The organism is Paraflavitalea soli, assembly GCF_003555545.1.
GTDB classification, from domain to species: domain Bacteria; phylum Bacteroidota; class Bacteroidia; order Chitinophagales; family Chitinophagaceae; genus Paraflavitalea; species Paraflavitalea soli.
In genome coordinates this window covers 2,528,686-2,554,184 of sequence record NZ_CP032157.1, presented here as the reverse complement: position 1 = coordinate 2,554,184, position 25,499 = coordinate 2,528,686, and the positions used below count along the sequence as shown (strand labels likewise).

Genomic DNA, 25,499 nt, shown 5'->3' with positions numbered 1-25,499 from the left:
TACTACTTTGGAACAGGTACATAAAGCACGGCATCTGCTACTATGGCGCCATTGGCGTTTTTAGCAGCGACCTCTACATATGTTTGCTGACCTGCCGCCAGCTGGTAAGTGCCCAATAATATCCATTCTCCCGATGTTTGTCCCTCTACCCGCAGGTCTGATTGGTTGATGATTTTTTCTGTTGCCTTCCCTCCGGCATAAACGGTGATGCTTGTTTTAGTGGAAGGATTGGACACTTTGGGAAAATAGGTATAGACGCGATAGTCGCCACTTTGGGTAACCTTAGCTGTAAACCTCACTGAGGCAGTGGTGTTGTTGCCGGCATCGGTAGTCAGGTAAGTTGGACCATAACCGCCGTGGTTTTCTGTTTTCCAATTGCCTGTTATCTGAACAAGATCTTTATTGTCATTGTCTACCAATAGCTCCGGCGTGCTCTTGTCTGCCAGTGGATTGTTTTTCAATATGGCCTGGACCTCCTGGACATTTACCTGCTGAACAGGTATTTTTTTATCGATCGCCTGACAGGCAGCTACAACAGCAGATTGGCCCAGCACCATGAATACAGGCTCCATACGGATAGAACCATAAGCGATATGGGATGCCGATAAACAAACCGGTACAAATAGATTGTTGGCTTCTTTTTGCCGGGGAATAATGGCCCTGTACGAAATGGCATAAGGTGCAAAGCCGTGTACTTCCACATTGCCCTCATTTTTTACCTGTCCATTAATGATGAGCCTTTCACAATTATGGGAATCCATGCCGTAGGCAGCCATTCCTATACCATCTTTTACCTTTTCCCTTCCCTGGCAGTGGTGCTCTGTCATTACCAGCTCACCCACCATGCGCCTGGCCTCACGCACGTACAGTTGATGAGACCAGTTACCATTATCCGTATACTCATCTTTGGGATACCCCCATTGTTGCATCTCATTCCGGATAAATTCAGGTATCCGGCTATCGTTGCCAATAAAATACAGTAACCCCTTGGTATAGTCTTCATGCGCCTTCCATATCTGTGCTCTTTTGTTATAATCAGCATCCGGGTATTCCCAATTCATGCCGATCATATCCGTAGAAAAACCGCCCTTGTTGTTAATGTCCGTTTTCCCATTGGGCATCAAACTCCAGATAAATACATCGGTAAGTGCCTTCCAGGGTTGTTTTCCCTTGAGGCGAAGCAGCAATTCATACTTTGCAGGATCATAATTGAGCGGCCTGGTAATAGTCACCCGGTTTTCGGGAATATTGCTGAGCGTAATACGGAAGTTGTAAGCCTGCACCATTTTATTCCCCATGCCATTGTCCCTGGGCACCTCTTTGCTGATGCCCCATAATAAACCCGATTGCGGGTTGCCGGGTACCACGTAAGGATCAATACCATCCGGAAACTGATGGCCATTCATTAACTGCACACCATTGATGGTTTCATCATACTGGCTGTTGGCTTCCCGTCCTACGGTATACGTAACACCCGAACGGGCCATGAGGTCGCCTTCATAAGAACAGTCAATAAATACCTTGGCCCGCACTGTTTGATGGGAAACTGTACCAGGTTGGTAACTGTTTTCGAGGGTGATTGCTTGCAGGCGGTTGTTTTCCTTGATGACCTTTACCAACCTGTTCTCAAACAGCACCGGGAAACCTGCCCGTTTTACATAGTCATTAAGAATGCCTTCTGCCACTTTGGGCTCAAAGACCCACTGCTCAAATTTTCCGTAGTGCGTGCCTATACGGCGGTAAAAATCCCTTGCCAGGCCGGTTACTACATATTTGTTGCCGATATCAGTATAGCCCAATCCACCTGAGGTCATGCCGCCCAGGTGTCTTCCCGGCTCAATTAAAATAACAGTTTTTCCCATCTGCTGGGCAGTATAGGCTGCTATGACGCCAGCGGCTGTTCCGCCATATATGCAAATGTCAGCAGTAAGCGGGGCTTTGTTTGATTGCGCAAAACCTATGCTGCCAACCGCCAGCGCACACAATAAAGCAATGAAATAAGATCTCATGTTGTCGTTGGGTTTGAATTAGGGGTTAATAGTATAGGTAAAGACACCATAAGCATTCGCATAGCCCAGTCCGATCTCAAATCCTTCTGTGGCTGCAGTTAAGGTAATGATGACCGTCTTTTTAGCGGTTTGCAGGGGATTATTCAACCCCACAATATTGATCTCGGCATACCAGCTGCCGGCGGGAATGGTAACGTTGAGCGGGGCCGGAGGGGTATAATCCACGCCAGCCGTTGCAGTGCCTGTTAATGTAAAGGACACATTGACATCACTGGTATACAACTGGTTTAGATATACCCTGGCTACACCGGTGGTATTTTTCTTGCCGGCGGCCGAGTTGGTAAACGTTACCGTACCATCCGGTACTTTGTTGACGGTATATACCCGCTTGGGTGCATCCGGATAGGTGGGATCATCTTTTTTGCAGGAAGTGCTTGCCAACAGGCAACCTGTAAGGAAGCATAGTATGATAGAAAATAACTTATTGTTCATGTGTCTAAGTTTGGCAATTAAGAATAGCTAATAAGATCAATAGCCGTGGTTTTGGTCCAGGTTGGTGTTGATCAGTAACTCATTGCTGGCAATGGGCCACCTTACCCAATCGGGATTGGTATTACCGGTGACGGTGGCATAACGACCACTGCGTAACAGGTCAAAATACCGTTTGCCTTCAAAAGCCAGTTCCTTCAGCCGTTCGTTCTCAATGGCTACTCTTACATCGTCTTGGGTAGTAGCCTTGGTGGCGCCCAGCCCTGCGCGGGTCCGTATCTTATTGAGTTCAATAATGGCATTGCCTGTTTGTGTCAGTTCATTATAAGCCTCTGCCCGCAGTAAAATGATGTCTGCCAGTCTGTACAGGATATAATTGCAATCGTTAAACCGCTGGCTGCCTGTTACGGTGCCCACGTATTTGGCGCCATAGTCTTTGTTGACATCCCTCCAGGGAGTGGCAGGGCTGCCGGTATTCAGGTAGGTGCCATTCTTTCGCAGATCGCCGGGTTCGAAAGCATCTTTTAGTTTCTGAGAAGGGGCCACCAGCCAGTTGCCGCCCGGATAGGCAGTAGGGGAGGTTTGGCCTACAGGCAGAAAGAAACCGATCAGTGTATTCCCATTTTCATTGGTGCCATTGCTGAATTGTAGTTCAAAGATGGACTCGGTCGTGTTTTTAGTCAGGAAGATGTTGCTATAACTGGCGCCTGGCACCAGGGTATAGTTGGCGGGACTGCCTGTAATGATCTTAGCAGATATATCCAGTGCCTGCTGGTATTGTTTCTTCCACATATAGTAGTCGGCCAGGGCCGCCCTTACAGCGCCCTTGGTAGCCCGGCCCTTGGTATCTATCAAAAGAGAATAGGTATCGGGTACGCGGGTTTCGGCCGCCAGAAGATCAGACAATACCTGGGCATATACAGCAGCCGGATCAGCCTGTTTGGGGAAATAGTCCTGCGAAGTGGAATAGTAAGGTTCTGTAATGAGGGGTATATGCTCAAAGGTCCTTACCAAATAGAAATACAATAAAGCCCTGATAAAATAGGCTTCGCCCAGTATACTTTCTTTGGTGGCAAAGGCAGGAATATTGGGCACGTATTTCAATACATTGTTTACCCGGTTGATGGTGGTATAAGCATCGCCCCAGGCGCACAGTGAATTATTGGAATTGACATTGCCGTTGATCAACTGCAATTGTTCCACTACCGATAGATCGCTGGGACCATATACATCCGTCCTGCCTTCGCCCCAGATCAAAAAGGTACGTGGCAGGCTTTGCAATCCGTCATAACAGCCAATGATGGCTGCCTGCGCAGCATCGGCATTGGTCAGCGCGTTGGCTGCAGAGATTGCACTTTCAGGTGTCAGGTCAATGACACGCTTACAGGAGGAGAAGGTACCTATGGTGGAGAGGGTAATTAATATATAAGTTAGTTTCCGTTTCATAAATCGTTTTTTGTGATGAATGACCTGTTATAAGCCCAGGGTAGCGCCCAGGATAAATGTCCTGTACTGCGGATAATTGCCATAGTCAATACCCAGGTCGGTAACCGAAGCGCCAAAGGCAGACACTTCAGGATCCCAGCCGGTGTAGCTGGTCAGGGTTAACAAATTCCGGGCTGTGGCATACACCCGCAGGCTGCGTATTTTCATTTTCTTCGTAAGGGGTACCGGCAGGTTATAGCTCAGGGTCACCGTCTTAATACGCAGGTAGGAGCCATCTTCTATCCATCGTTCAGAAGCCCTTCTGTTATTGCCGGGGTCACCATGATCGGCCCTGGGTACATCGGTAATGTCGCCTTCCTTCCGCCACCGGTTCAATACCCTGGTGCCCGCTGCTGCAAACTGGTACATGTTTTCCAGCATGGCCCTGGTGGCATTGTACAACTCATTGCCATAAGAGAACTGTGTAAATACGTTCAGCTCAAATCTTTTATAGGAGAGGCTGTTGTCAAAGCCGCCGGTGAATTTGGGCAGGGCCCGGCCGATAATATCCCGGTCGTTATTGTCAATAATATTATCGCTGTTTCTATCCTGGAAGATCTCATCACCGCTCCTGAACAGGTAACCCGTGCTGCTGAGGTCGCGGACGCCGTTCTTGTTGTCGGTTGAGTAAGCATATACACCCGAAGTATGCCAGCCATAGAACGAACCAATGGCATCGCCTACTTTCAGTATACTAAGAGGGTTACTTCCACCCTGGCCGGTAGTGCCATTGCTCAGGATGATCTCCTGTCCGCCACCCGCCAGACCGGTGATCACGTTCTTATTAAAGGAGATATTGAAATTGGTGGTCCATTTGAATTTACGGGAGGAGAAGTTGGTGGAATGGATGCTCAGTTCAATCCCTTTGTTTTCCGTACTGCCTACGTTTTGCAGCGTGTTCTTAATGCCCGCCGAAGAAGGCAATATGACATTCAGCAGCAGGTCTTTTGTTTTTTTAATGTAGGCATCTACTGAAATACTCAATCGTTCATTAAAAAAGGAGGCGTCTAACCCTGCGTTATACTGGGTGGTCGTTTCCCATTTCAGGTCTTCATTGGGCAGGTCGTTGGGGGCAATACCCGGATAGCCATTGTAATTGCTGTTGGTGGAATAGACGCCCTGTGATTGAAAATCGCCGATATTGTCATTACCTGTTTTGCCGATACTTGCCCGGAGCTTCAGGTCACTGAGCATTTTCACATCTCTCAGAAATGCCTCATCCGACAATCGCCAGCCGATGGAGGCTGCCGGGAAGAGCGCATATTTGTTGTTCTTTCCGAATTTGGAAGAACCATCATTTCTCAAACTAAGCTCTAAAAGGTACTTGTTATTATAATCGTATCCGATACGCGAAAACATGGATTCGATACCGCTGGCGCTTTTGTAGGAATAGGCGCCGGAGAGGGTGCCTGCAGCATTGAGCGTAGTGATCCTGCCCGTGCTGTAATTCATGGCGCTTTCGCGCATGGTCTCTGTGCGTCTTTGCTGCACACTGTAACCTACCAGTGCATTAAAATGATGGTCCTTTACAGCCCCCTTATATTGCAAGGTGTTTTCGTTGATGGTGGTGAGGCGCTGGGCATAATTGGCAGCGCCGGAAGCCTGGCTCAGGTTGGTGGCGGTTTGGTAATAATCGTCTTTCAGGCCACTGAAATCAATGCCCCAGGAAGTACGGAAGTTCAATCCTTTCAAAACCTTGTATTCTGCATATACATTGCCGATAACCGTATTAACACCCGTAGCCATTTTATCTCCATTGGCTACCATCACCGGATTGATATAACCTGCCGGATCGCCCACATAATAGCTGCCATCGCCATTATAGACGGGCAGCACCACAGCTTTGTATACAGACACCCTGACCACTGAACGGCCATTGTCTTCGCCCGGCAGCCGCTGAAAGGTAGACCGGGACAGCGAGAGGCTATTACCTATCTTTAAACGGGGCGTAGCTTCATAGTCTGTATTGATACGCAGGTTATACCGTTGAAAACCGGTATTGACCACGATACCTTCCTGGTCAAAATAACCACCGCTCAGGGCATACCGAAGTTTATCATTGCCACCGCGTATGGACAGGTCATAATTGCTGATGGAAGAAGACCTCAATACAGCGCCCAGCCAATCGGTATTGATATTGGTGGCGCTATCAGGTATCACAAATGCATACAGCGATGTTACGCCACTGCTGAGGGCATTGGCCCTTTGCTCTTCGATCAGCTCGATATATTGGAGATTGTTGAGTTTTTTAGGGCGGTTGTCGACGATATCTTTCTGAAGCCCCCTGTAAACATTGAAGTTGATCGTTGGAGGGCCATTTTTACCCCGTTTGGTGGTGATCAATACTACCCCATTGGCGGCTCTTGACCCATAGAGGGAGGAGGCGCTGGCATCTTTTAATACCTCGATGGACTCGATATCATTGGGATTGATACTGGCGATACTATTGGTGGTGGTGCCCAATGACAGGGGAGACTGGTCACCCGATTCCGTAGGTACGCCGTCTACTACATATAGGGGATTGTTGCCGGCATTGATAGAAGTGGTACCTCTTACCCTTACTGTTACGGCCCCACCGGGTGCACCGGAATTTTGTACTACCTGTACGCCTGCAGTCCTGCCTTGTAGCAGGGCATCTACGCTGGCCACGGGTACATTGGCAATGTCCCTGGCTTTGACAGAGGATACGGCATTGGTCATGTATTTGGCTTTTTGCGTGCCATAAGCGATCACCTGCACCTCATCCAGTTTGGAAGTATTAAGTTCCAGGGTGATGTTTACAACAACGGTTTCCCCTGTAGTAGCCTTGATGAGTGACGCCTGTGTTTTATTAACTGCATAGGCGGTATAACCACCGGCGGGGCTATGCTGGATACCCACCTCCATGGGCTCATAACCTATGCTGGATATCTGAAGTACCGCATTGTCTGGCAGGTTGCCTAAGGTAAACAGGCCCTGCCCATTGGTGGAAGTACCGGTATTGGTGCCCTTTACACGGATAGAGACATCGGCCAGTGGCTCACCGGATGGATTACGAATAGTACCAGAAATGAGCGCTGGTGGCGTAATCGCCTCCTTTGGTTGATCGGCAGGCGTACCAGGAGAACGGGCAGGCGAAAGAAAGATGGTTTTGCCTGTATGGTCAATGCGGAAGTTCAGTGATTGGCCTTTGAGGGCCATTTCCAACACATCGGCCAGGGGCCTGTTCTGAACGTCCAGCGAAATAGGTTTCTTGCTCTCAAACAGGTAGGCTGGCCCAAAAACAACAAAGCCTGTTTGTTGTTCGATGAGGGAAAATACCTTTTTGAGTGGCATATCCTTTCCGGAAATGGTGACATTCTGGGAGAGGCCTGTAGCACTTACATTGAGAAAGGCAACGGTGAGCAGCAAGATCGTTAGTTTCATTACTAACAGCATTTTGGTTATGCACCGAAACGGCTGTTGCCGGTCATGAAAGAGTCGGGTACCGACATAACGGTGCCAAGGAGTATTTTTCATACTTTCGCAAAAGTTTTGGGTTGATGAAAAGGCGGTCGTCTGGAATGATTGTTCTTTGGGGTCAACCTGAAATATTCGCCGGGTCCCGCTCGAACGGGATCCGGTTTTTATTATAAGCCAACCTCGGTAGGGTCAGGGACTCATGAAACGTTTTTTAGGGTGTTACGATTAGTTGTTTTCCTTCGATACGAAAATTTACTTTGGCATCGGCCAAACCTTGCAGTACACTGGATAAGGTGACTTTTCTGCTTATTTTTCCATAGAACCGGGTGGTGGGAATATTCTTTTCATATACCACATCGATATCGTACCAACGTTCCAGCTGGTTCATCACTTCCCGGAGGCCTGCCCCTTCAAAGTTGAAGATGCCTTCCTTCCAGGCTATTACCTGGTCAATGTCGGGATTATCGATGACTGATAATTGATTATTACTTAACCGGGCCTGCTGACCCGGCGTAAGAGTAGCCGATTGTTGTGCAGCCGCATGGCCGATTGCTGATTGCCGATTCACGACCTTCACCTTTCCTTCCAGCAGCGTTGTTTTGATACCCGTTTCATTGGCATAGGCATTCACATTAAAGTGGGTGCCCAGCACTTCGATCTCCGCTGTATCATGAATGTTTACTTTGAATGGCTGCTGAGGATTCTTCGCCACTTCGAAATAAGCTTCGCCGGTCATTTTTACCGTTCGCTCCTTCCCGATAAATGCGGTAGGGTAGGTAATGCTGGAGGCAGCGTTGAGCCACACTTTTGTGCCGTCGGGTAATAACAATAAGAACTGCCGGCCTTTGGGTGTGGACATCGTATTAAAGCTCACCGTGCGGGTATCGGACGCATGGTAGGTAAGGCTGCCATTTTCCAGCGCTACCTGCGTGCCGGCCTGGCTGGCCACGATGCCATTGCCCAAACTATCCAATACAATTTTTTTGCCGTCGGCAAGCGTAAGGATCGCTCCCTGCCCGCCCGGCAGTACATCATTGTAAGCAGTATCCGCCTTTGAAGTAGTGGTGCTGGTGATTGCAGCGTGGGGTCTTGTAAGCGTAGTATATAGATAAGATCCTAATCCGGCTACTATAATGATCGCTGCTGCATAGCGGATCCATGGGCGGTTCCGGAAAGGAATGTGGCGAATGGGTGTTCCTGACTTTGGTGTCTTTCCTGCTGCCTGCTTTATTTCGGCTAATTTACTCAGCCAATATTCATTCTCCAATCCTTCTCCGGTAATGGGTTCAGCAAAATACTGTTCTAAAAAAGATTGGCTCAACTCGTCGTTGCCAGCCTGTTCCAGGAGTCGGAACAACTCATCCACTTCCTGTGTAGAAGCTTGTTTGTCAACAAATTTTCGCCATAAATCGTGTAGGTGATCCTGGTGCGTATTCATGATTTCTTCATATGATGAGCAATTCCTTTGAGTAAGACGACCGGGCGGAAAAAATGTACCAGCAGTTTTTAAAAAACTTTTAGAGATTCTTTAAGCAGTGCAGGAGCAGGAGGAGGAAAGCACCTTTTTTTAACAGGTAAGTGCGGATCGTTTGGAGGGCTTCGGCCAGGTGATTGCGGACGGTATTTTTGGACAGATTCAGTTGCCGGGCAATTTCTTCGTAACTATGCCCGTCTTCATGTTTCAACCTGAAGATGAGTTGCTTTTGTGCAGTGAGGTCTTTCATGGCCTGTTTCAGCAATTGTTCGCTGATGCGGAAATCCAGTTGTTCCTGCGTGTCGTTCCTGGCAGCAGATTCTGCAGACAGCGACACCTGGTATTGTGTTTTAACTTCTACCGCACGGTGTTTCAGGAAATCCAGCGTACGGTTGGCCACGATCTTGTACAGGTAGGCCGATGGATTGGCTACTTCGCCCAGTGTATCGCGGACCTGCCACAGCTTTACAAAGGTATCCTGTACGATCTCTTCGGCCCAGCTATCCTCCTTCAATAATTTGGTGACATGCAGGTATAATTTGTCGGCATACCGAAGATAGATCTCTGTAAATGCCTGTTCATCGTTGCGGGAGATCAGGGCAAACAGTTCCCTTTCGCCATATGTTTGCTCCTTTGGCAGCATCGTAGTCATTCAATTGCGTGGTACTATATAATGGCGGGTAAATATAGCAAATGAAAACCTTAGCCATCAGGAAATTTGCTTTTACCCGGTTTTACAGTCCACGAGCTGCCTGCCAGTACGGTGCTACCAGTTGAATTTTCGCAGGCTTACCAAGCCACTCATGTTAAGATTGGTAAGCGGGCAATCCCAGGCATTGAGGTCCACCAGTTTTCTCAGTTGCATCACCTTCAGGGAGGTGAGCGAACGATTATCCCATAGCCACAGCAGGGTGAGCTCTTTAAGTGGTCTTACATCCAATGCGGTGAGGTTATTTTTTTGCAGTTGTAACTCTTTAATATTGTTGGAGCCTGCAAAATTAAAAGTGTTGATCTCATTTTCGTTCAACTTGCAGGTTTCCAGCAGGGGCATATTGCTGATGTCCACCTTGAAGAGCATATTGTTGCTCAATTCCAGTTCCTTCAGTTTTGTCAATCCCGTCAGGTCGATCTGGTGGAGCGCATTGTAACTGAGAAAGATGCCTTCCACATTGGTGCATCCTTTGAGGTTGATGCTCTCCAGTTTGGTGGAGAAGCCATATACCGCCCGGAGCTTTTTGAGGCCCGACAGGTCTACATTGCGTATATCATTGTAATAAAACCCAAACTCTTCGAGGTTGGTGAAACTTTTGATACCCGTGAGGTTGTCGATATTGCGTTTGTCTACATACAGTTTCGTCACTTTCTGCGCTTCCGATACCTGGATCTCTCCATCGCCGTTGAGGTCTACTTCGGCGTAGATACAGGCTTTCTTGAAATTGGGGTCGAGGAATTTCACGTTCTGTGCCAGGACGCTGCCCGTGAAGATTAGTGCCAGGCTAAGTTGTATGATGCATGTTTTCATGGTTGGCTGGTTTAGTTGGTGATCACTACCGTTACTTTTTCTCCATCCGCCTTTACTTCCACTATGCCGGATACTTCCATCTCCACCGTATACTTATGCGTATAGTAAGTATAGGTAGGGTAAGAGGCTACCATATTGCCATATTGGTTGAACGCGTAATCCGTGCCCGTACGTTCCTTGGTTTCGTATTGCTTTTCATAGTCGATCCAGGTAACGATATAATATTTGCCGGGTTTCAGGTTCCTGAATTCAAAACTGCCCCTGTCATCCGTGGTTCTCCCTTCTATGCGGTAGGTGAATGCATCATTGGTGATGGTGGCGATCTTTTTTCCTTTGGTGTACTTTTTCTTCAGCTCTGCAAACTCCATAATATAGGCTGTGGCCGGAAAGAGGTTGATCTGGTCTTTTTGCCAGGGGAAGTACGTCCTGCCTTTCTTTTTTATTTTGGCAATACCCGCAATGGTGGCCGTGCCTTCTTCCATTTGTTTGGCTGCCTCTGCTTCATTAAAAGGAGTGGCCGGATACACAAATTCCGGTGTTTTCTGTGCCAGGGCGCCGGACAGGCCGGCGATCAACAGGAGGCTGCACAGGAAAGTTTGCCTGGTGGTACGTTGCAAAGCGCTCATGAGAGGTCTTTTTATAAATTGACCACAAAGCAAGGGCATGTACGTGGATATACCTATACCCTGTAAACAGGTATTTTTTATACCGGTTTTCAGGTAGTTATCTTGTTGCGATAATATTGATACGACCGGGAAAGGAATGAGGCCCGAAGAAAGCAGGATCAGATAAAAATGACTACATTCATAATGATCAGAGCATTGCGGTTCGAAATCTATCATTTAACACCAGCGGTTCAGTATGAATTATTATACAATTCCGCCTCCCATTAAACTTGCTCCCTACATTCAATTTTTTTGGGTGTTGGAAGGGTCGGCTTCCGCCGGAAACCCCTTCCATCACCGGGTGCTGGCGGAGCCTTCGCCCGAATGGATCTTTTACTGCAAGGGACAATTTGAAATGAATGGATCGGATGGTCAACATCACAAAACTTCCTTCTCCTGCCTCTCCGGGCAGCTGCAGCAATTCAAAAAGCTATTTACTTTCCATGATTTCTGTTTGTTTGGGGTATACCTGTTCCCCTATGCTATTCCAGGCATCTTTGGCTTGCCTGCCCATGCATTGAGCGATCAAACGGTTGACACCCCAACACTCTTCGGCAGGGAAGGTGAACTGCTGGAACAACAAATATTTGCTGCACCCGACCACCGGCAGCGGGCGCGGCTCATTTCCCAGTTTATTCTCCAACGGCTCACCAGGAGCCAGAACATAGACAGCCCTGTTTTTGGCTCCATACGACAAATCCTTTTTTCATCCGCCACCTTATCTATTCCGGAGCTGGCGGATAGTTGTTATTTGTCGCGCAGACAATTTGAGCGCAAGTTTATTCACTATGCAGGATATAGTCCCAAGCAATTCCAGCGCATTGCGCGGTTCAATGCAGTCATTAAGAGTTTTGAAAAACAGCCCAGGTCACTGACCGAAATGGCCCATGATTGCGGGTATTACGACCAGGCCCATTTTATTCATGACTTCCAGTCATTTTCCGGGTATAACCCAAAAGCCTTTTTTACCCATCAAAAGCAAGGTGCCGATTACCGGACCTTTGAAGAATTCCTCCCCTGAGCAGCAGGTCGCATAATGTCGCGATTTTACAATTTTGCCCACGCTATCGGGCGTAGGTTTGTAAAAAAAAAGTCTATGAGTTGTAGCCATAAGCTGTTTACAAAAAATTATATGTTCTACCTGGTGTTGACATGCCTGGTGATCGGTAGTCTGTCTTTGTTGCCGGAAAATGCATTTTCCCAAACAGGTGCTGAGGGAACTTCACCGCGTGTTACCGGCATTACAGCAGGAAGGGCCAGGGCCCTCGCGGGGGCCGTAGTAGGACTTATTAGTATTGTCGTAGGGTGGAGGGCCAGGGTGAGTAATAATGCTAATAAGCGTACCCAGGCCATCATTGCCCTATCCCTGGGTGCAGTAGCCATTGTGCTCAGCCTTATACACCTGTCTGTCTCTGCCGGAGCTGTGTTTGGGTCTGGTAGTGGAAAGGCCGGCGCCATTGTGGGTCTTGTATTGGCGCTGATCGGGTCTGCACTGGGAGGATTGGCGCTTCGCCCCCAAAGAGGGTAAGTCTGACTCATTAATAGGCATAAATAGTTGCGATTTTGTCTTTGGGAGCCGGGTTAGTAACTTTAGGTGGATGAACCCTTCCAGCATTGATATTAAGGACAAAACACAGCCCAAAGAAGCTATTAAAATAGCTCCCTTTAAAAAAGAGATCCGGAAAACCACCGCCCATAAGCACAACAACTATTTTGAGATCATTTACCTTTCAGCAGGAAGTGGGACACATACCATCGATTCCCGTAAATATGTAATAACGCCCCCGGTCATTTTCTTTGTCCGGAAAGAACAAACCCATCATTTTGACCTGGAAGAAGAAGCGGCTGGCTTTGTAGCCATTATCAAAAGAACCTTTATTGAGAAAAGCCTCGACAAGGAGTTGAAACTATTGTTGGCCAAACTCAGCAATCAGCCATGTCTTAGTATCAACGATAACAGCACCATCCATCAGCTGTTTCAATTACTGGTAAAAGAGTATGTCGCCAATAGTGATCACAGCTTTCCAATCATTGAAGGATTATTGAAGGCATTGCTGGCAAAGGTGCTTGAAGTTGCTAAGCCTGTCATCCGGCCTTCCGCATTACGATCAGAACTATACCAGTCCTTTCTTGAATTGCTCCAATCTGGTACGGTCGTAAAAAATGCTGTTCAATACTATGCCGAACAGTTGAATACTTCACCCCAAAACCTCAATGCCGCCTGTAGAAAAGCTGTTAATCAATCCGCCACCGAAGTACTGGCCGAATTTATCATCAGTGAAGCGAAACGCCTGTTACTGTACACCAACAATACCGTTTCCCAGATTGCCTTGACGCTGGATTTTATGGACGCATCCCATTTTGTGAAATATTTTAAACGGAGCGTGGGCAAAACACCCCAGTCTTTCCGGAATTCCACTGAATAACAGCAGGTCATGCAAGCATAGTTTTTGCAGTAGTTATTACGTACAAGTTCTGCTTGTACGACACAAAAATTCAAAGATCATGGAAAAGCATTCTCCCATAGAAAAAGCAGTGGTGGCTATCCGGTATATCGTTCATGATGTAGATGCTTCCGTTGCCTTTTATACTGGCATGCTGGGTTTTGAAGTAAAGATGCATGTAAAGCCCGGTTTTGCCAGTTTACAACTGGGTGATCTGCAATTATTCATTAATCAACCCGGTGCCGGTGGCGCCGGACAGCCTATGCCCGATGGGACCATGCCTGCGCCCGGTGGCTGGAATCGCTCTCAGATACAGGTAGAAGATATTGAAAGTACGATTGAGAAACTAAAAAAGGCAGGCGCCAAATTCCGTAACAACCTTTTAACTGGTGTTGGTGGCAAACAGGTATTGCTCGAAGATCCCTCTGGCAACCTGATTGAATTATTTCAACCGGGCTCCCAATAGTGCAATCGATAAGAATTGGGTGTTTTGAGCTACACCATGTTTCCTACATTATTATTTAACTATAAAATCAGGTATTATGGATAACAAGAGCACAAGCAATCCAATGGAGCATACTGCCAATATTAAAAAGGAGTTTAAGGTACTAATTAATCATTTACGGCAAGATGTTTTGAAAGTGGATGATCCGGCGGCAAAAGCCCTTTTTGAAACTTCAGCTGAAGTACTGGTTGGCCTTGAAAAAGCCTTTAGTGATTATGAGAATAAAAATGAACCAGCCTGGAAGAAATAAAACGGTTCAATAAAGCGGAATAGGTTTACACCCCTGAGTTTATTCATGGGCGGGTACCGTACTATTTTCAAATATACCATGAATAAGGCAGTATATTTCCAATATTTGCCACCCCATGTTAACAGTTCTTCTATCAGGAGTTAGAACCTCCCTGGCAAATATCTTCTTCACTTTCCTGGTACTGATGGCTGGCCCCGGGATCGTTACCGCCCAACCAATAAAATTGTCTTTGCAGGAAACGATGGAAAAAGTGCAGCACAACCTGCCGCAACTGGAAGCCTGGCGTCAGCAAGTAGAGGCAGCCAAAGAAAATGGGTCCCTTGCCAAAAACAGCCTGGTGCCTGATCTTACAGCAGGGTACCAGGTGAACCTGGCTACTTTCAACAATATTACAGGCATGAGCTATCCCGGATTCCTGTTACCGATCAGCGGACCTCCTTCTGTGGGCAATGACATGAACTTTATTCCCGGCACTGCCCTGGGCGCTTTGATCAAATGGAATCCCTTCACCTTCGGGCAGCGCAATGCTGCTATTGAAAAAGCTGCTGCGCAATACAAACAGGCCAGCGCCAGTTATAATGAGCAACTGTTCCAGTTTCAATATGCCGCCATTAACCTGTACCTCGAAAGTCTTTACCTCAAAACTGTCAGCCGCCTGTCTGCCGCAATGATGGAGCGGTACCAGGTAAACCTCGAACAATCCCTGGTACTGGCAAAAACCGGGTTAAAGCCCGGTATTGATACCGCACAATTCCAATCGGCCATCATCCAGGCTGAAATTGAATACCTCCAAACGGAAAAAGCCTACCTGCAAAAGTTAACGGAACTATCGCGTTTAACCGGGATCAATGAGGGGGCAAGCAATATAGTGCTGACGGATTCTGCGTTTAAACCGGTATTGATTGCAGCGGATTCTTTTTCCCTCCGTAATCATCCCGTGTATCAATCTATAGAAGCACAAAAAAATACAACGGCAGCAGGGTTACGGGAAATACAACGTTCCTGGGTACCTCAACTGGATATCTGGGGCAACCTGTATGCCCGTGGTTCCGGCGTGGATGCTCAGGGCGCCGTTCATAAAGCCGATGGCTGGGGACTTTCAAGGACCAATGCGGGTATTGGTCTGCAACTAAGCTTCCCCGTGCTTCAATTCAGCAAGGTCAATATCCGGAAAAAACAATATGGCTTTTTACTGAAGGCCGAAGAAGCCAGGCTGGCACAGGCCCGGCTGGATATTGCCAAACAAATAGAAAACGCCACGCTGCAATACAGGCAGGACCTGCAGATTGCTGCCAGGACACCCGTACAATTGAAAATTGCAAGGGCGGTGTATGAAGGGTTACAGTTAAGTTATGAAGCGGGTTTAATTGATTACACCAGGATCTACCAATCGCAGTATGAATTAACCCGGGCAGCGCTCAACGACGCCACTGCACAATTGCAATTGTGGCGATCATTACTGTCTGTTGCCGTCGCCAAAGGAAACCTCTCCATTTTTTTAGATCAACTTAACTGATTGTATGAAGCTCATTACTGCGGCGTTGCGGCATCCACTCACCATACTGGTAACAGTACTGGCCATCTTATTTTTCTCCTGGCTGGCCGTACGCAACACAAAGGTTGATATATTCCCCAAACTGGGTTTGCCCACCGTATATGTGGCGCAGCCTTATGGCGGGTTGTCGCCCGAACAAATGGAAGGATTCATTACCTCTTATTATGAGTATCACTTTCTGTACATCACCGGCGTAAAGTATGTGGATTCGAGATCCATTCAGGGAGCTGCCCTCATTAAAATAGAATTTAACGAAGGCACCGATATGAGCCAGGCGATGGCGGAGGTGGTAGGCTATGTGAATCGCTCCCGGGCCTTTATGCCGCCCGGCACGGTTCCTCCTTTCATTACGCGTTTCGATGCAGGCAGTGTGCCGGTGGGGCAGTTGGTATTCAGCAGTGAAACCCGCTCATTGGGAGAGATCTCCGATCTGGCCCTGTTCCGCGTCCGGCCCATGTTTGCTACTTTGCCGGGTGTATCTGCACCGCCACCCTTTGGCGGCAACCAAAAGACCGTGCTGATCACCGTTGATCCGGATAAGATCAGAAGTTATCACCTTACGCCCGACCAGGTAGTGCAGTCCCTGGTAAGAACAAATACCATTAGCCCGGCAGGTAATGTCCGTATAGGCGATAGCACCTATATCACCCCACAAAATAGTGTCATCGAGAACCTGCAGGACCTGCAAAATATGCCGCTGCAATTGGGCAGCGGTCCCTCGGTGTTTGTGAAAGACATAGCTACCGTAGCATTGGGCTCGGATGTGACTACCAGCTATGCGCTGATCAATGGCAAGCGCTCTGTATATATACCCGTTACCAAAAGAGCGGATGCCTCTACCTGGGATGTGGTGCAGCGGGTAAAAGCGGCCCTGCCGGATATGCAGGCCGCCATTCCGGAAGATATCAAGGTATCCTATGAATTTGATCAGTCCGGGTATGTGATCAGCGCGCTCAACAGTTTATTGTTTGAAGGAGGACTTGGCGCTATTTTAACCGGAATAATGGTCTGGCTGTTTTTGGGAGACAGGAGAGGAGCGTTGATCGTTGTGCTTACGATCCCGCTGGCTTTACTCACCTCTGCCACCTTGCTGTACCTGACGGGCCAAACCATCAATATCATGACCCTGGGCGGCCTTGCGTTGTCTGTTGGTATATTGGTCGACGAAGCGACGGTGACGATCGAAAACATGCACCGGCACCAGGAAATGGGGAAAAGCAAAGCAAGGGCCATTGCCGATGCGTCAAAAGAAATAGCCATGCCCAAGCTCCTGATCCTGCTGAGTATCCTGGCGGTCTTTGTGCCGGCCCTCTTCATGAATGGCGTGCCCAGGGCCATGTTCCTGCCACTCTCACTGGCTGTGGGTTTTGCCATGGTGGCTTCCTTCCTCTTATCGCAAACCTTTGTTCCCGTCATGGGCAATTGGATCATGAAACACCATTTGAGCAGCCGTGAAAAGGTACCGGGATCTTTTGACCGTATCAGAAAAAGCTATACACACTATGGCAGTCGCCTGCAACGCAGCGGAGGATTATTTACAATACTGCTGCTGGTGATCTCTCTCGGAGCTGTTGTGCTGCTTTTCTCTACCATTGGCACGGAATTATTTCCCCAGGCTGATACTGGTCAAACGCAGGTTAGATTACGCCTGCCCGTAGGCACCCGTTTGGAAAGAACAGAAGATGCCACCCGTCAATTGCTGGATGCGGTGAACAGGATAGCCGGAAAAGAAAATGTACGTATTACTTCCGCCTTTGCCGGCACCCAGCCATCCAGTTTCCCGGTCAATTATATTCACCTGTGGACCGGCGGACCACATGAATCTGTTACCAGAATTAAATTAACACCCGGTGCTATCGGATTGGACAAGTTCAAAGATCAGCTAAGGGCCACCGTGGCCAAAGAAATACCTGCTGCAAAGATATCTTTTGAACCGGGTGATCTTGCTGAACAGGTACTGAATCTTGGCTTCACCAATCCCATTGAGATCGCAGTTGTCAATAAGAACCTGGAAGAAGGAAAGAAAACGGCTGACTGGTTATACAACCAACTTACGGCCATTCCATCCATCAGGGATGTACAGATTGCCACACCACTCAATTACCCGGCCATCAAAATTGAGGTGGACAGGATGAAGGCCGGTCAACTGAACCTTACCACCGATCAGATTACCCGATCCACCACCGCTGCTACTTCCTCCAGCCGTTTTACTTCTCCGGCCTACTGGCTGGATAAAACGACCGGTACGGCTTACATCATACAGGTGCAATACCCTGAATACCGCATGAATAATACTACCCAGTTGGAAATGATCCCCGTAGCTTCCGGCAATGGCAGTAGTCATTTGCTCAATGAAGTGGCTTCCTGGAAACGGATCAGCATACCCGGTGAGTACGACCGGTTGAATCAACAACGCTATATTACCATTACAGCCAATGTACAGGGGCAGGACCTGGGTAGTGCGTTCAAAAAAGTGAATGCCCTCATTAGCCAGGCGCCTGTTCCGAAAGGTGCGAAAGTCTTACTGCGCGGCCAACCCGGATTATTGAAAGATACCCTGTATAGCCTGCAGTTTGGATTGTTGGTGGCCATCGTGGTCATATTTCTGTTGATGACCGTATTTTTTCAATCGTTCCGGGTGTCGCTTATCATTCTTTCCGTCATTCCTGCCGTGATAGCAGGATCATTGCTTTTCCTTTTGTTGACCGGTAATACGTTAAACATTCAATCCTATATGGGTTGTATCATGGCTATCGGCGTGGCGATTGCCAATGCCGTATTATTTATCACTGCTGCCGAAGCCCGGCGTAAAGCGGGTGATCCTGCTACGGCTTTCCTGGTGGCTTCTGAAAGCAGGTTGCGTCCCATCCTCATGACCGGCCTGGCCATGATAGCCGGTATGATCCCTATGGCCATCGGCCTGGGTGATGCGGGTGATCAAACCGCTCCATTGGGCATTGCAGTGATCGGTGGGCTGGTATTTTCTACGATCACCGTCTTGTTCTTTCTGCCTCCCGTATACCATTATGCCATGGGGAAAAGAAAATATATTTCCGCTTCGCTTGATCCGGATGATGTGAACAGCAAAAATTATAATGAACAATGAAAAGCAACAATCAGTCAATGAAATATTTACTGGCCGTAGCAGGGGTAGTCTTACTGATCGGTTGTCGCGATAATACCCCTTCACCGGCAGTGGCTGCACCGGTGAATGCGCCTGATACAGTTCCTGTATTGGTATTGCATGATACCAATGTAACCAAGAGCATTGAATTTCCTGCTGAGCTATTGCCTTATGAACAGGCGGAATTATTTGCCAGGGTACAGGGCTATGTAAAAGACCTGAAAGTAGACATGGGCGACCAGGTACGGCGGGGGCAAACCCTGGCGATCATTGAGGCCCCGGAACTGCAAACCAAATACGCAGAGTTCCAATCTGCTTTGCAGGCGGCAAAGGCAAAATACATGAGTACTGCTGATGTATACCAGCGGCTTTCCAAAGCAGCCCAGGCAAAAACACCCGGCATTGTAGCCCCCGTGGACCTGGAACGGAGCAGGAATCAATACCTCGCTGATAGCGCCAGCTATGAAGCTGCCCGGCAACTGGCCCAATCCTACAAAGAAGTGGCCGGTTACCTGGTACTGCAGGCTCCTTTCGACGGGGTGATTACGGCCCGCCATACCGACAGGGGCGCATTGGTGGGTAATAACCAGGCCATTTTAACCATACAGCACAATAGCCAACTGCGGCTGAGAGTAGCTATACCTGAACTGTATGTTGCAGCAGGGGTTGTTTCCAAAACAGCCACCTTTCGGGTAGATGCGTATCCCGATCAATTGTTTCAGGCTACCCTGACGCGGAAGAGTGAGAGCATCCAGCCGGAAACGCGCACAGAGCTTTGGGAATACGTGTATGATAACCATAAGCGTGACCTGAAAGCCGGTTCTTTTGCCTATGTGAAGCTGGGTTTGCAACGGGTGGGTAATTCGTTTATCCTTCCGCCTACAGCCATCGTTACCAACCAGGAACGTAAGTTTGTGATCAGGGTGAAGGAGGGCAAAGCTGCCTGGGTGGATGTGCGGCAGGGCATGTCAACCGACAAAGGCATTGAAGTTTTTGGCGACCTGCATAACAATGATACATTGGTCGTAAGAGCCACTGATGAGCGAAAGCCCGGCAGTACTGCGTTCTGGAAAAAGAATTAGTGCACGGAGCATACTACAAAAGCAGTAGAAATATTTTTTGTATATCCTGCAGCACCTGGTGAAAGCACAGGCCTGTATTTGTGGTGAACTGGTAGAAGAACTGGGGCTGGCCCTGCCAAAGCCACCGGTCGCCGGAAGAGATCAGGGAACAGTTCAGGCAAGTGAGAAATACCATCAGGGACTATGCAAGATCTTTTGCAGACCAATACTTATAGGGGGCCAGATCAGCAGGATCGAACTTATGGCAGCCTTTGAATAGCCACCGGCTTTTTATTTTCATCAATGGCCACAAAGGTAAACTCGCCTGTAACAGCCTTTTCCCGCAGCTGGGAATACATTTGTTCGATAAAGATCTCCACCTGTACTTTCAGACTGGTATTGCCCACATGCGACACTGTTCCTATCAGCTCGATAATGGTACCGGCAGGGATGGGCTTCTTAAAATCGATCCGGTCACTGCTTACGGTGACCATTTTCTGGCGGCTGAAGCGCGTAGCTGTAATGAAAGCTACTTCATCCATCAGGGCCATCGCAGTGCCTCCAAATAAGGTGTCGTAGTGATTCGTACTTTCCGGAAATACGGCCTTAAAGATCCTGGTAACTGATCTGTCGATTTGTTCTGTGTTCATATAAGTTAATTTAGCACGCCACTTTTCACCCGAAAGCTACGACTATGTACACCTGGCAGGTCTTCTGACTTGTTCCGGTTTGTCCGCCTTCCCATTCTGCCGGGGCGGCATGAACAGTGGCTTGAGTGCACAAACTGTAGTGGAACTTACAGCTACGGGGATAGTTCCGGATTTTCACCGGATTCCCATTTTAATCCTCTGCTGACGGGCAGTAGAGGAACCAAATGCTGCGACGAAGGTAATAATTACACGAGAACATTTTACATTAAAGTCAGGGATCAGCCATTGCTTGCCCGGTGTCATTTCCCCTTCAGATATACCACGTAACAGGCCAATACTGCGACCACCAACACCACGAGGGTGGTGACCGTCCATTGCGTCTGTATGCATCCAGTTGTTGTTTTTCATGGATCGTCAGCGTTCCCTTCGCATACTTATAAATAAGCAGGCGCAGTTTGCGGGCCCTGGCCGAATAGTTTTTCATTTGTAAAAGGTTTAAATATTTTCCTCTCGCTTTCTACTTATAACAACAAGTAGAGCTGCGAAACCTTACAATACAGCACTACTTTTTTTAAAAAAAATATTCTGCGGTCGCATTAACACCAGTATTCCCATGGTACACCGTATAATGTATAACGCTAACGGAAGTATGTTTAACAAAACATTTATTTGGTAATGTGATAATTTTTACCAACTTTGTTATTGTTCATCTTTTCCTCTCGCTGTTTTTATTTATTGTTTTTTTTCTCATTCCTCTTTCTTTCGCATTTCCTATCGCTTTTCAACAAGGAATCATTAATGCTATTCATCAGCCTTTCTGTGCTGATGCAGCCTCACCCAAATACATATCTTATGGGCACCGAAATAACCATACTCAGCCGTCATTACAACGCCTTATTGGAACGTTTGGAGGAAATAGAAAAAGAGGAAGGCGAACTGAACACCCGATTAGCCCAATGCAGCCAGCTTTGTCTTGACAGTCTTCGTCAACTCAGAAAATTGATCACCACAGAAGGTTTCCCCGATCGCGATACTGAGATCTATTTCTTCAAACACATCAAACCAGCCATTGCCGGCCGGCACCACTACTATAAACGGGTGCTGCTATTGCACCTGGGCGAACTAAAAGGTTGCTGGTCCAAAGAAAAGGAGCGGTTGTCGCAGGAACTGGAACTGCTGGTGAAAGTTTTGAATCAACCGCAACCCATATGGCAATATTACCGGTCAGGCACCACGGCCCTCGACGCTGTTTACTTCCTGCGGGAATACTATGATTGGTTGCGCATGTCCTCGTCAGCCGATTACTATGAAGACTTTTGCACCTCTGGTGATGGGCCACTGGCCGACCTGATATCGATGGAACTTCAAATGAAATACATCGTACAACTGCTGGAGGCAGGGGAGAGGGTGTCTGATCTTCCTGTTACTAAAGCCACACAACAGCGGGTAGTCTTTACGGGCACGCAATCACAGTTTAATGATGTGGTGTACCTGCTGAAGGCCGGAGGCATTTTTAATCATGGTAATGTGACCTTGAAAGAGCTAAAGGAAGCTTGTGAGTTGGCCTGGAACTTTGACGCAAAAGATTTTTATCACCTTGGCAGGCAAAATTCAGAACGAAAGGACCCTATGCGGTTTGTAAAGCAGTTGGTAGAATTGTTTCGCCAGTTGATGGACAACAGGAATTATTGAATAAGTCTACAGTTGTTGCAAAAATAAATTCTACCCACTGGGTTGTTTATGTCGGGTAAATCACTTACGGCATTGGACAGCCGGCCAGGTTTTAGCTAAAAAACGTTCTTTTTAGGACGTTTTTTTTATGCCCTGTTGCAAAAATAAATTTCTACCCACTGGGTACGATATAGGTAAATCAGGCTTGCCAGATACCGCAGCTTTGTGTTATCAAAATTGATGTATATGTTATCAACTACCAACATACCTGTCACCAACTTTAGCGCGATCATGCCGTTGCTGACAGACAATGGCGGCCTGGTGGCCTGGTTGCTGCCTACACATGGCCTACACTCCTTAGAGAAACTGCTGCCTTTACAGAGAGCGTTCAGGCAATGTGTAGAGCATGTGCAGGCCATGGACACTCTTTATGAGGAACGCCCGGACCATTACGGGTATTCCGGCAAGCTCGACTTCAGCACTTTCTATAAAGATCTTCTCAGTTGGACCGGCCAACCTTTTTTATCACAATTAAATCAAATTACAATGGCTACATCTAAAGGACCCAGTGCCGATAAGATCATGAATGATCCGGCCTATGAACGTACACGGGAAAACATGTCTGAATTCGGGCGGGCGGGCAAAGCCGCCAGCCTGGTGCGCGACCTGTTTCGCGATCTCACCTCTTTTGCTAAAGACGCCGAAATACAGTCAAGACTGTTGACCGTACTTAAGCGTACACTTTCTGCCGACACAGTAAGCAAAAGAGGTGAACGTACCGTGACCCTTGGCGACCAACGGCAATTGAAGGGCTTCAACTTCAACGCACGGGCATCGCTAAAATCTTCCTTATTTGTGAAGTGCCCGGTAGCGATCGACCGGGTAACAGGCCAGGTGACCATCACCATACCTTCTTTCGTACCTAAGACGATGGTAAGCGTCGCCACTGGCACTACTCACTTCCGCATTGTGGCGGGTGCCGGAACGGTCAATTTTGAAACGGAAGAAACCACCTACGATCGTGGCAGTACTGACGAAATAGCCTGGGACAATCTTCGCATCGCTGCCAGTACCATCGTATTGAACCTACCACCCAACTCACCCGACACGATCCTGGTGGCCCTCGGCATCGAGTACAACCAGCAGTTGAACGGTGACAGTTATCCGCTCAAGTCTGTGCAGCGCAATGCTACCGCAATTGTAGCTGTCAACAAGCCCTGATGGCTGGGTGGGGCACACTTCATCCTCCTGACCGGTGCGGTGAATAGTCGAAGTTAAGGCGCACAGGCACGCAGTTGCGGCTCACTTCCTGCAACAGGACACCGGTCGCTGTTACTACAGCGGCCACCACATCAAGCCAACAACATCCGTGGACCACACGTCGCGCAACACCCAACAGTTCGCTGAAGGGGTGTAAGGGCATCGCCATGCTGCTGTACTCAGGAAGAAGAGGAGGTTTGATAGGGGCGCTTCCTGCGGGAGGCGCCCTTTTTATGGCTGATGACCGCTCACAAATCCATCAAGATGAAACAGTCAATGTAGTTTGCCAGAGTTGATATTGTTCTAATCTGAAGGTCTGGAGCAGGTCTGCTGCACCGGGCCTTTTTTCATGTTTCCGGCGGTCAGCCCCCTTTTTAAAAGAGGGCTGTTGTATGGTGTGTCTCTTTCAGGAAGATCAGGGCATCGAATAGTTGCGGTAAGGATACGGGGTAATAATTTTTATCGGTGCTTTTCTCTTTGTTATACCCCAACATTTTGATCGTCCGGGGTTTTTCCCATTCAGCCCGTTCACTGGTGCTCAGTCTGGCAAAGTTGACCAGGAAGGCTGCTGGTTTGGGTTCACTTAACTGCTGGTTCCAGGATCCGGCAAGGACCGGCAGTAGATCAGCCTGGAACAAGGTGTCTTTAAAATGATGGTCGGCATTAATATTCAGGACATTGATATAGGAATAACTGCCGGTTCCCCCACTTAAACCAATGGAAAAGTAATCCCTGGGATATTGCTTTGCTACGGTGGCTCCCATTAGCCCCACTTCATTTTCGAGCCAGGCATAGCGGGCAATATGTGCACTGTGCGCCCAAACGATGATCTTGGCGGAGGGATCGGCTGCGTGAAAATTGATCCGCTTGCCCATCATCTCGTCCCTCGATACACTGAACTTTTTGGTAACAGGGTCAAAGTAGGCGTAGTTGGATCTGGCATGAAAGATCAATTCCTTTAATAGCGCATCGTTGTATTTTTTGCTGATGCATAATGAATCCATTTGTCCGGTGAGGCGGTAAGTGGCAAGCCTGTGGTCTATGGGTTTGGGCAGGGAATCTTTATTGATGCGGCCGGTTTGCTGGTAATAGCTTTTTATGTTCAGTGTCTGGCGAAGCATAAAATCGCGGCACATACTGTTCAGGGTACTGTCCTTGTACCTGGCAGCTGTTTCCAGCAGGTATTGGGGTAATATATCCCGGAAGCTGTCATCACAACCGGCCAGCTTCAGGTTTTTCTGTTTGGCGGTTTGTTTGCGGAACCATACCAGGAAATGGCGCATTTCTTTTGATTGGTAGATCTCGAACAGGTGTTTACGCATCAGGGTATCCAGATTGCCGGTGGCGAGGTGGTCCTGTAAAGCCATCATATCCTCATGCGGGTTTTCAAGTATAACGATGGTAAAGCCTTTTTGGCGGATCAGTCGCTCGGTGATCGCTGCGCGGAGATCATAAAAATCGCCGGTGCCATGGGTGTCTTCCCCAATGGCCACAATACGTTTGTCGCCGATCATGGCCACGAGGCTATCGAGGTACTTTTCTCTTTTATTAATGGGGGTAATGGCTGAAGCAGGAATAAGCTGACAAGTGGCGGACAAAGAAAGGATCATAACCAGGCTAACAAGTAGTGAACGCATATCATTAAGTTTATGCAGCAAAGAAACGCCGGCCATGACCGGCCGGAAAGGCTGGTTCTGCAACAGGGGAGGAAGAAACGACATAAATAGCTGGCGCCGGTTTTGTCGAAGGAAAGGCTGATTTCGTCGAAAGCTGTATGCCGCCGTGCAGGGTAAGGTGGGCCGCTCTGCCGCCCGGAAGATGCAGCGGCGCAGAGTGACTCACCTTTGCCCGGCCGGAGCGGCCTGGCCTGCATCTTATTAAAAACAGTTCCTGC

The 25,499-nt window shown here is 48.2% G+C and carries 21 protein-coding genes and 1 riboswitch; of the genes, 10 read left to right on the top strand and 11 right to left on the bottom strand.

Annotation, left to right across the window (positions count from 1 at the left end):
* Nucleotides 1-2: 2 nt before the first annotated feature.
* From D3H65_RS09345 to D3H65_RS09310, 8 genes are all read right to left on the bottom strand, one after another.
* Complete coding sequence (locus D3H65_RS09345; protein ID WP_119050053.1) at nt 3-2,009, bottom strand: FAD-dependent oxidoreductase; 2,007 nt, start codon at nt 2,007-2,009, stop codon at nt 3-5.
* Nucleotides 2,010-2,027: 18 nt separating this feature from the next.
* Nucleotides 2,028-2,501 (bottom strand): hypothetical protein, encoded by a 474-nt coding sequence (locus D3H65_RS09340; RefSeq protein ID WP_119050052.1) that lies wholly within the window; start codon nt 2,499-2,501, stop codon nt 2,028-2,030.
* A gap of 36 nt (nt 2,502-2,537) precedes the next feature.
* Nucleotides 2,538-3,944, bottom strand: a complete 1,407-nt coding sequence (locus D3H65_RS09335; RefSeq protein WP_119050051.1) for a RagB/SusD family nutrient uptake outer membrane protein — start codon at nt 3,942-3,944, stop codon at nt 2,538-2,540.
* Between the two features lie 27 nt (nt 3,945-3,971).
* Entirely contained in the window at nt 3,972-7,388 is a 3,417-nt protein-coding gene (locus D3H65_RS09330) for a SusC/RagA family TonB-linked outer membrane protein (protein ID WP_162915515.1), read from the bottom strand.
* Nucleotides 7,389-7,635: 247 nt separating this feature from the next.
* Entirely contained in the window at nt 7,636-8,862 is a 1,227-nt protein-coding gene (locus D3H65_RS09325) for a FecR family protein (protein WP_119050049.1), read from the bottom strand.
* 79 nt (nt 8,863-8,941) lie between these two features.
* Nucleotides 8,942-9,550 (bottom strand): RNA polymerase sigma-70 factor, encoded by a 609-nt coding sequence (locus D3H65_RS09320; protein WP_119050048.1) that lies wholly within the window; start codon nt 9,548-9,550, stop codon nt 8,942-8,944.
* A gap of 114 nt (nt 9,551-9,664) precedes the next feature.
* Nucleotides 9,665-10,420 carry a leucine-rich repeat domain-containing protein gene (locus tag D3H65_RS09315; RefSeq protein ID WP_119050047.1) on the bottom strand — a complete coding sequence of 252 codons (756 nt, stop codon included), beginning with the start codon at nt 10,418-10,420 and terminating at the stop codon, nt 9,665-9,667.
* 11 nt (nt 10,421-10,431) lie between these two features.
* Entirely contained in the window at nt 10,432-11,046 is a 615-nt protein-coding gene (locus tag D3H65_RS09310) for a hypothetical protein (protein ID WP_119050046.1), read from the bottom strand.
* 235 nt (nt 11,047-11,281) lie between these two features.
* Between D3H65_RS09310 and D3H65_RS09305 the strand changes: the two genes are divergently transcribed.
* From D3H65_RS09305 to D3H65_RS09270, 8 genes are all read left to right on the top strand, one after another.
* Nucleotides 11,282-12,106, top strand: coding sequence for a helix-turn-helix transcriptional regulator (locus D3H65_RS09305; RefSeq protein ID WP_119050045.1), 825 nt, complete (start codon nt 11,282-11,284; stop codon nt 12,104-12,106).
* A 75-nt stretch (nt 12,107-12,181) separates the two neighbouring features.
* Nucleotides 12,182-12,613, top strand: coding sequence for a DUF6223 family protein (locus tag D3H65_RS09300; RefSeq protein WP_119050044.1), 432 nt, complete (start codon nt 12,182-12,184; stop codon nt 12,611-12,613).
* 70 nt (nt 12,614-12,683) lie between these two features.
* Nucleotides 12,684-13,511, top strand: a complete 828-nt coding sequence (locus tag D3H65_RS09295) for a helix-turn-helix domain-containing protein (RefSeq protein ID WP_119050043.1) — start codon at nt 12,684-12,686, stop codon at nt 13,509-13,511.
* 79 nt (nt 13,512-13,590) lie between these two features.
* A complete protein-coding gene (locus tag D3H65_RS09290) occupies nt 13,591-13,995 on the top strand; it encodes a VOC family protein (RefSeq protein WP_119050042.1) in 405 nt (134 codons plus the stop codon).
* 76 nt (nt 13,996-14,071) lie between these two features.
* Nucleotides 14,072-14,284 (top strand): hypothetical protein, encoded by a 213-nt coding sequence (locus tag D3H65_RS09285; RefSeq protein WP_119050041.1) that lies wholly within the window; start codon nt 14,072-14,074, stop codon nt 14,282-14,284.
* A 115-nt stretch (nt 14,285-14,399) separates the two neighbouring features.
* Nucleotides 14,400-15,800 carry a TolC family protein gene (locus D3H65_RS09280; protein WP_119050040.1) on the top strand — a complete coding sequence of 467 codons (1,401 nt, stop codon included), beginning with the start codon at nt 14,400-14,402 and terminating at the stop codon, nt 15,798-15,800.
* Between the two features lie 4 nt (nt 15,801-15,804).
* Nucleotides 15,805-18,945 (top strand): efflux RND transporter permease subunit, encoded by a 3,141-nt coding sequence (locus D3H65_RS09275; protein WP_119050039.1) that lies wholly within the window; start codon nt 15,805-15,807, stop codon nt 18,943-18,945.
* Entirely contained in the window at nt 18,942-20,045 is a 1,104-nt protein-coding gene (locus D3H65_RS09270) for an efflux RND transporter periplasmic adaptor subunit (protein WP_119050038.1), read from the top strand. The genes D3H65_RS09275 and D3H65_RS09270 overlap by 4 nt, the downstream gene beginning before the upstream one ends.
* A 239-nt stretch (nt 20,046-20,284) precedes the next feature.
* Here D3H65_RS09270 and D3H65_RS09265 read toward each other — a convergent pair whose 3' ends face one another.
* Nucleotides 20,285-20,674 carry an acyl-CoA thioesterase gene (locus D3H65_RS09265; protein ID WP_119050037.1) on the bottom strand — a complete coding sequence of 130 codons (390 nt, stop codon included), beginning with the start codon at nt 20,672-20,674 and terminating at the stop codon, nt 20,285-20,287.
* Between the two features lie 37 nt (nt 20,675-20,711).
* Nucleotides 20,712-20,914, bottom strand: a riboswitch (cobalamin riboswitch).
* Between the two features lie 70 nt (nt 20,915-20,984).
* Entirely contained in the window at nt 20,985-21,158 is a 174-nt protein-coding gene (locus tag D3H65_RS32870) for a hypothetical protein (protein WP_162915514.1), read from the bottom strand.
* Between the two features lie 368 nt (nt 21,159-21,526).
* On the opposite strand from D3H65_RS32870, the gene D3H65_RS09260 reads away from it, so the two are divergent.
* Both D3H65_RS09260 and D3H65_RS09255 read left to right on the top strand, forming a co-directional pair.
* Nucleotides 21,527-22,366: an RteC domain-containing protein gene (locus D3H65_RS09260; protein WP_162915513.1), complete on the top strand. Its 840-nt coding sequence runs from the start codon at nt 21,527-21,529 to the stop codon at nt 22,364-22,366.
* Nucleotides 22,367-22,591: 225 nt separating this feature from the next.
* Nucleotides 22,592-23,566, top strand: coding sequence for a hypothetical protein (locus tag D3H65_RS09255; protein ID WP_162915512.1), 975 nt, complete (start codon nt 22,592-22,594; stop codon nt 23,564-23,566).
* A gap of 413 nt (nt 23,567-23,979) precedes the next feature.
* On the opposite strand, the gene D3H65_RS09250 is transcribed toward D3H65_RS09255, so the two are convergent.
* On the bottom strand, nt 23,980-25,242 hold the full coding sequence (locus D3H65_RS09250) for an erythromycin esterase family protein (RefSeq protein ID WP_162915511.1): 1,263 nt from the start codon (nt 25,240-25,242) through the stop codon (nt 23,980-23,982).
* Between the last annotated feature and the right edge of the window lie 257 nt (nt 25,243-25,499).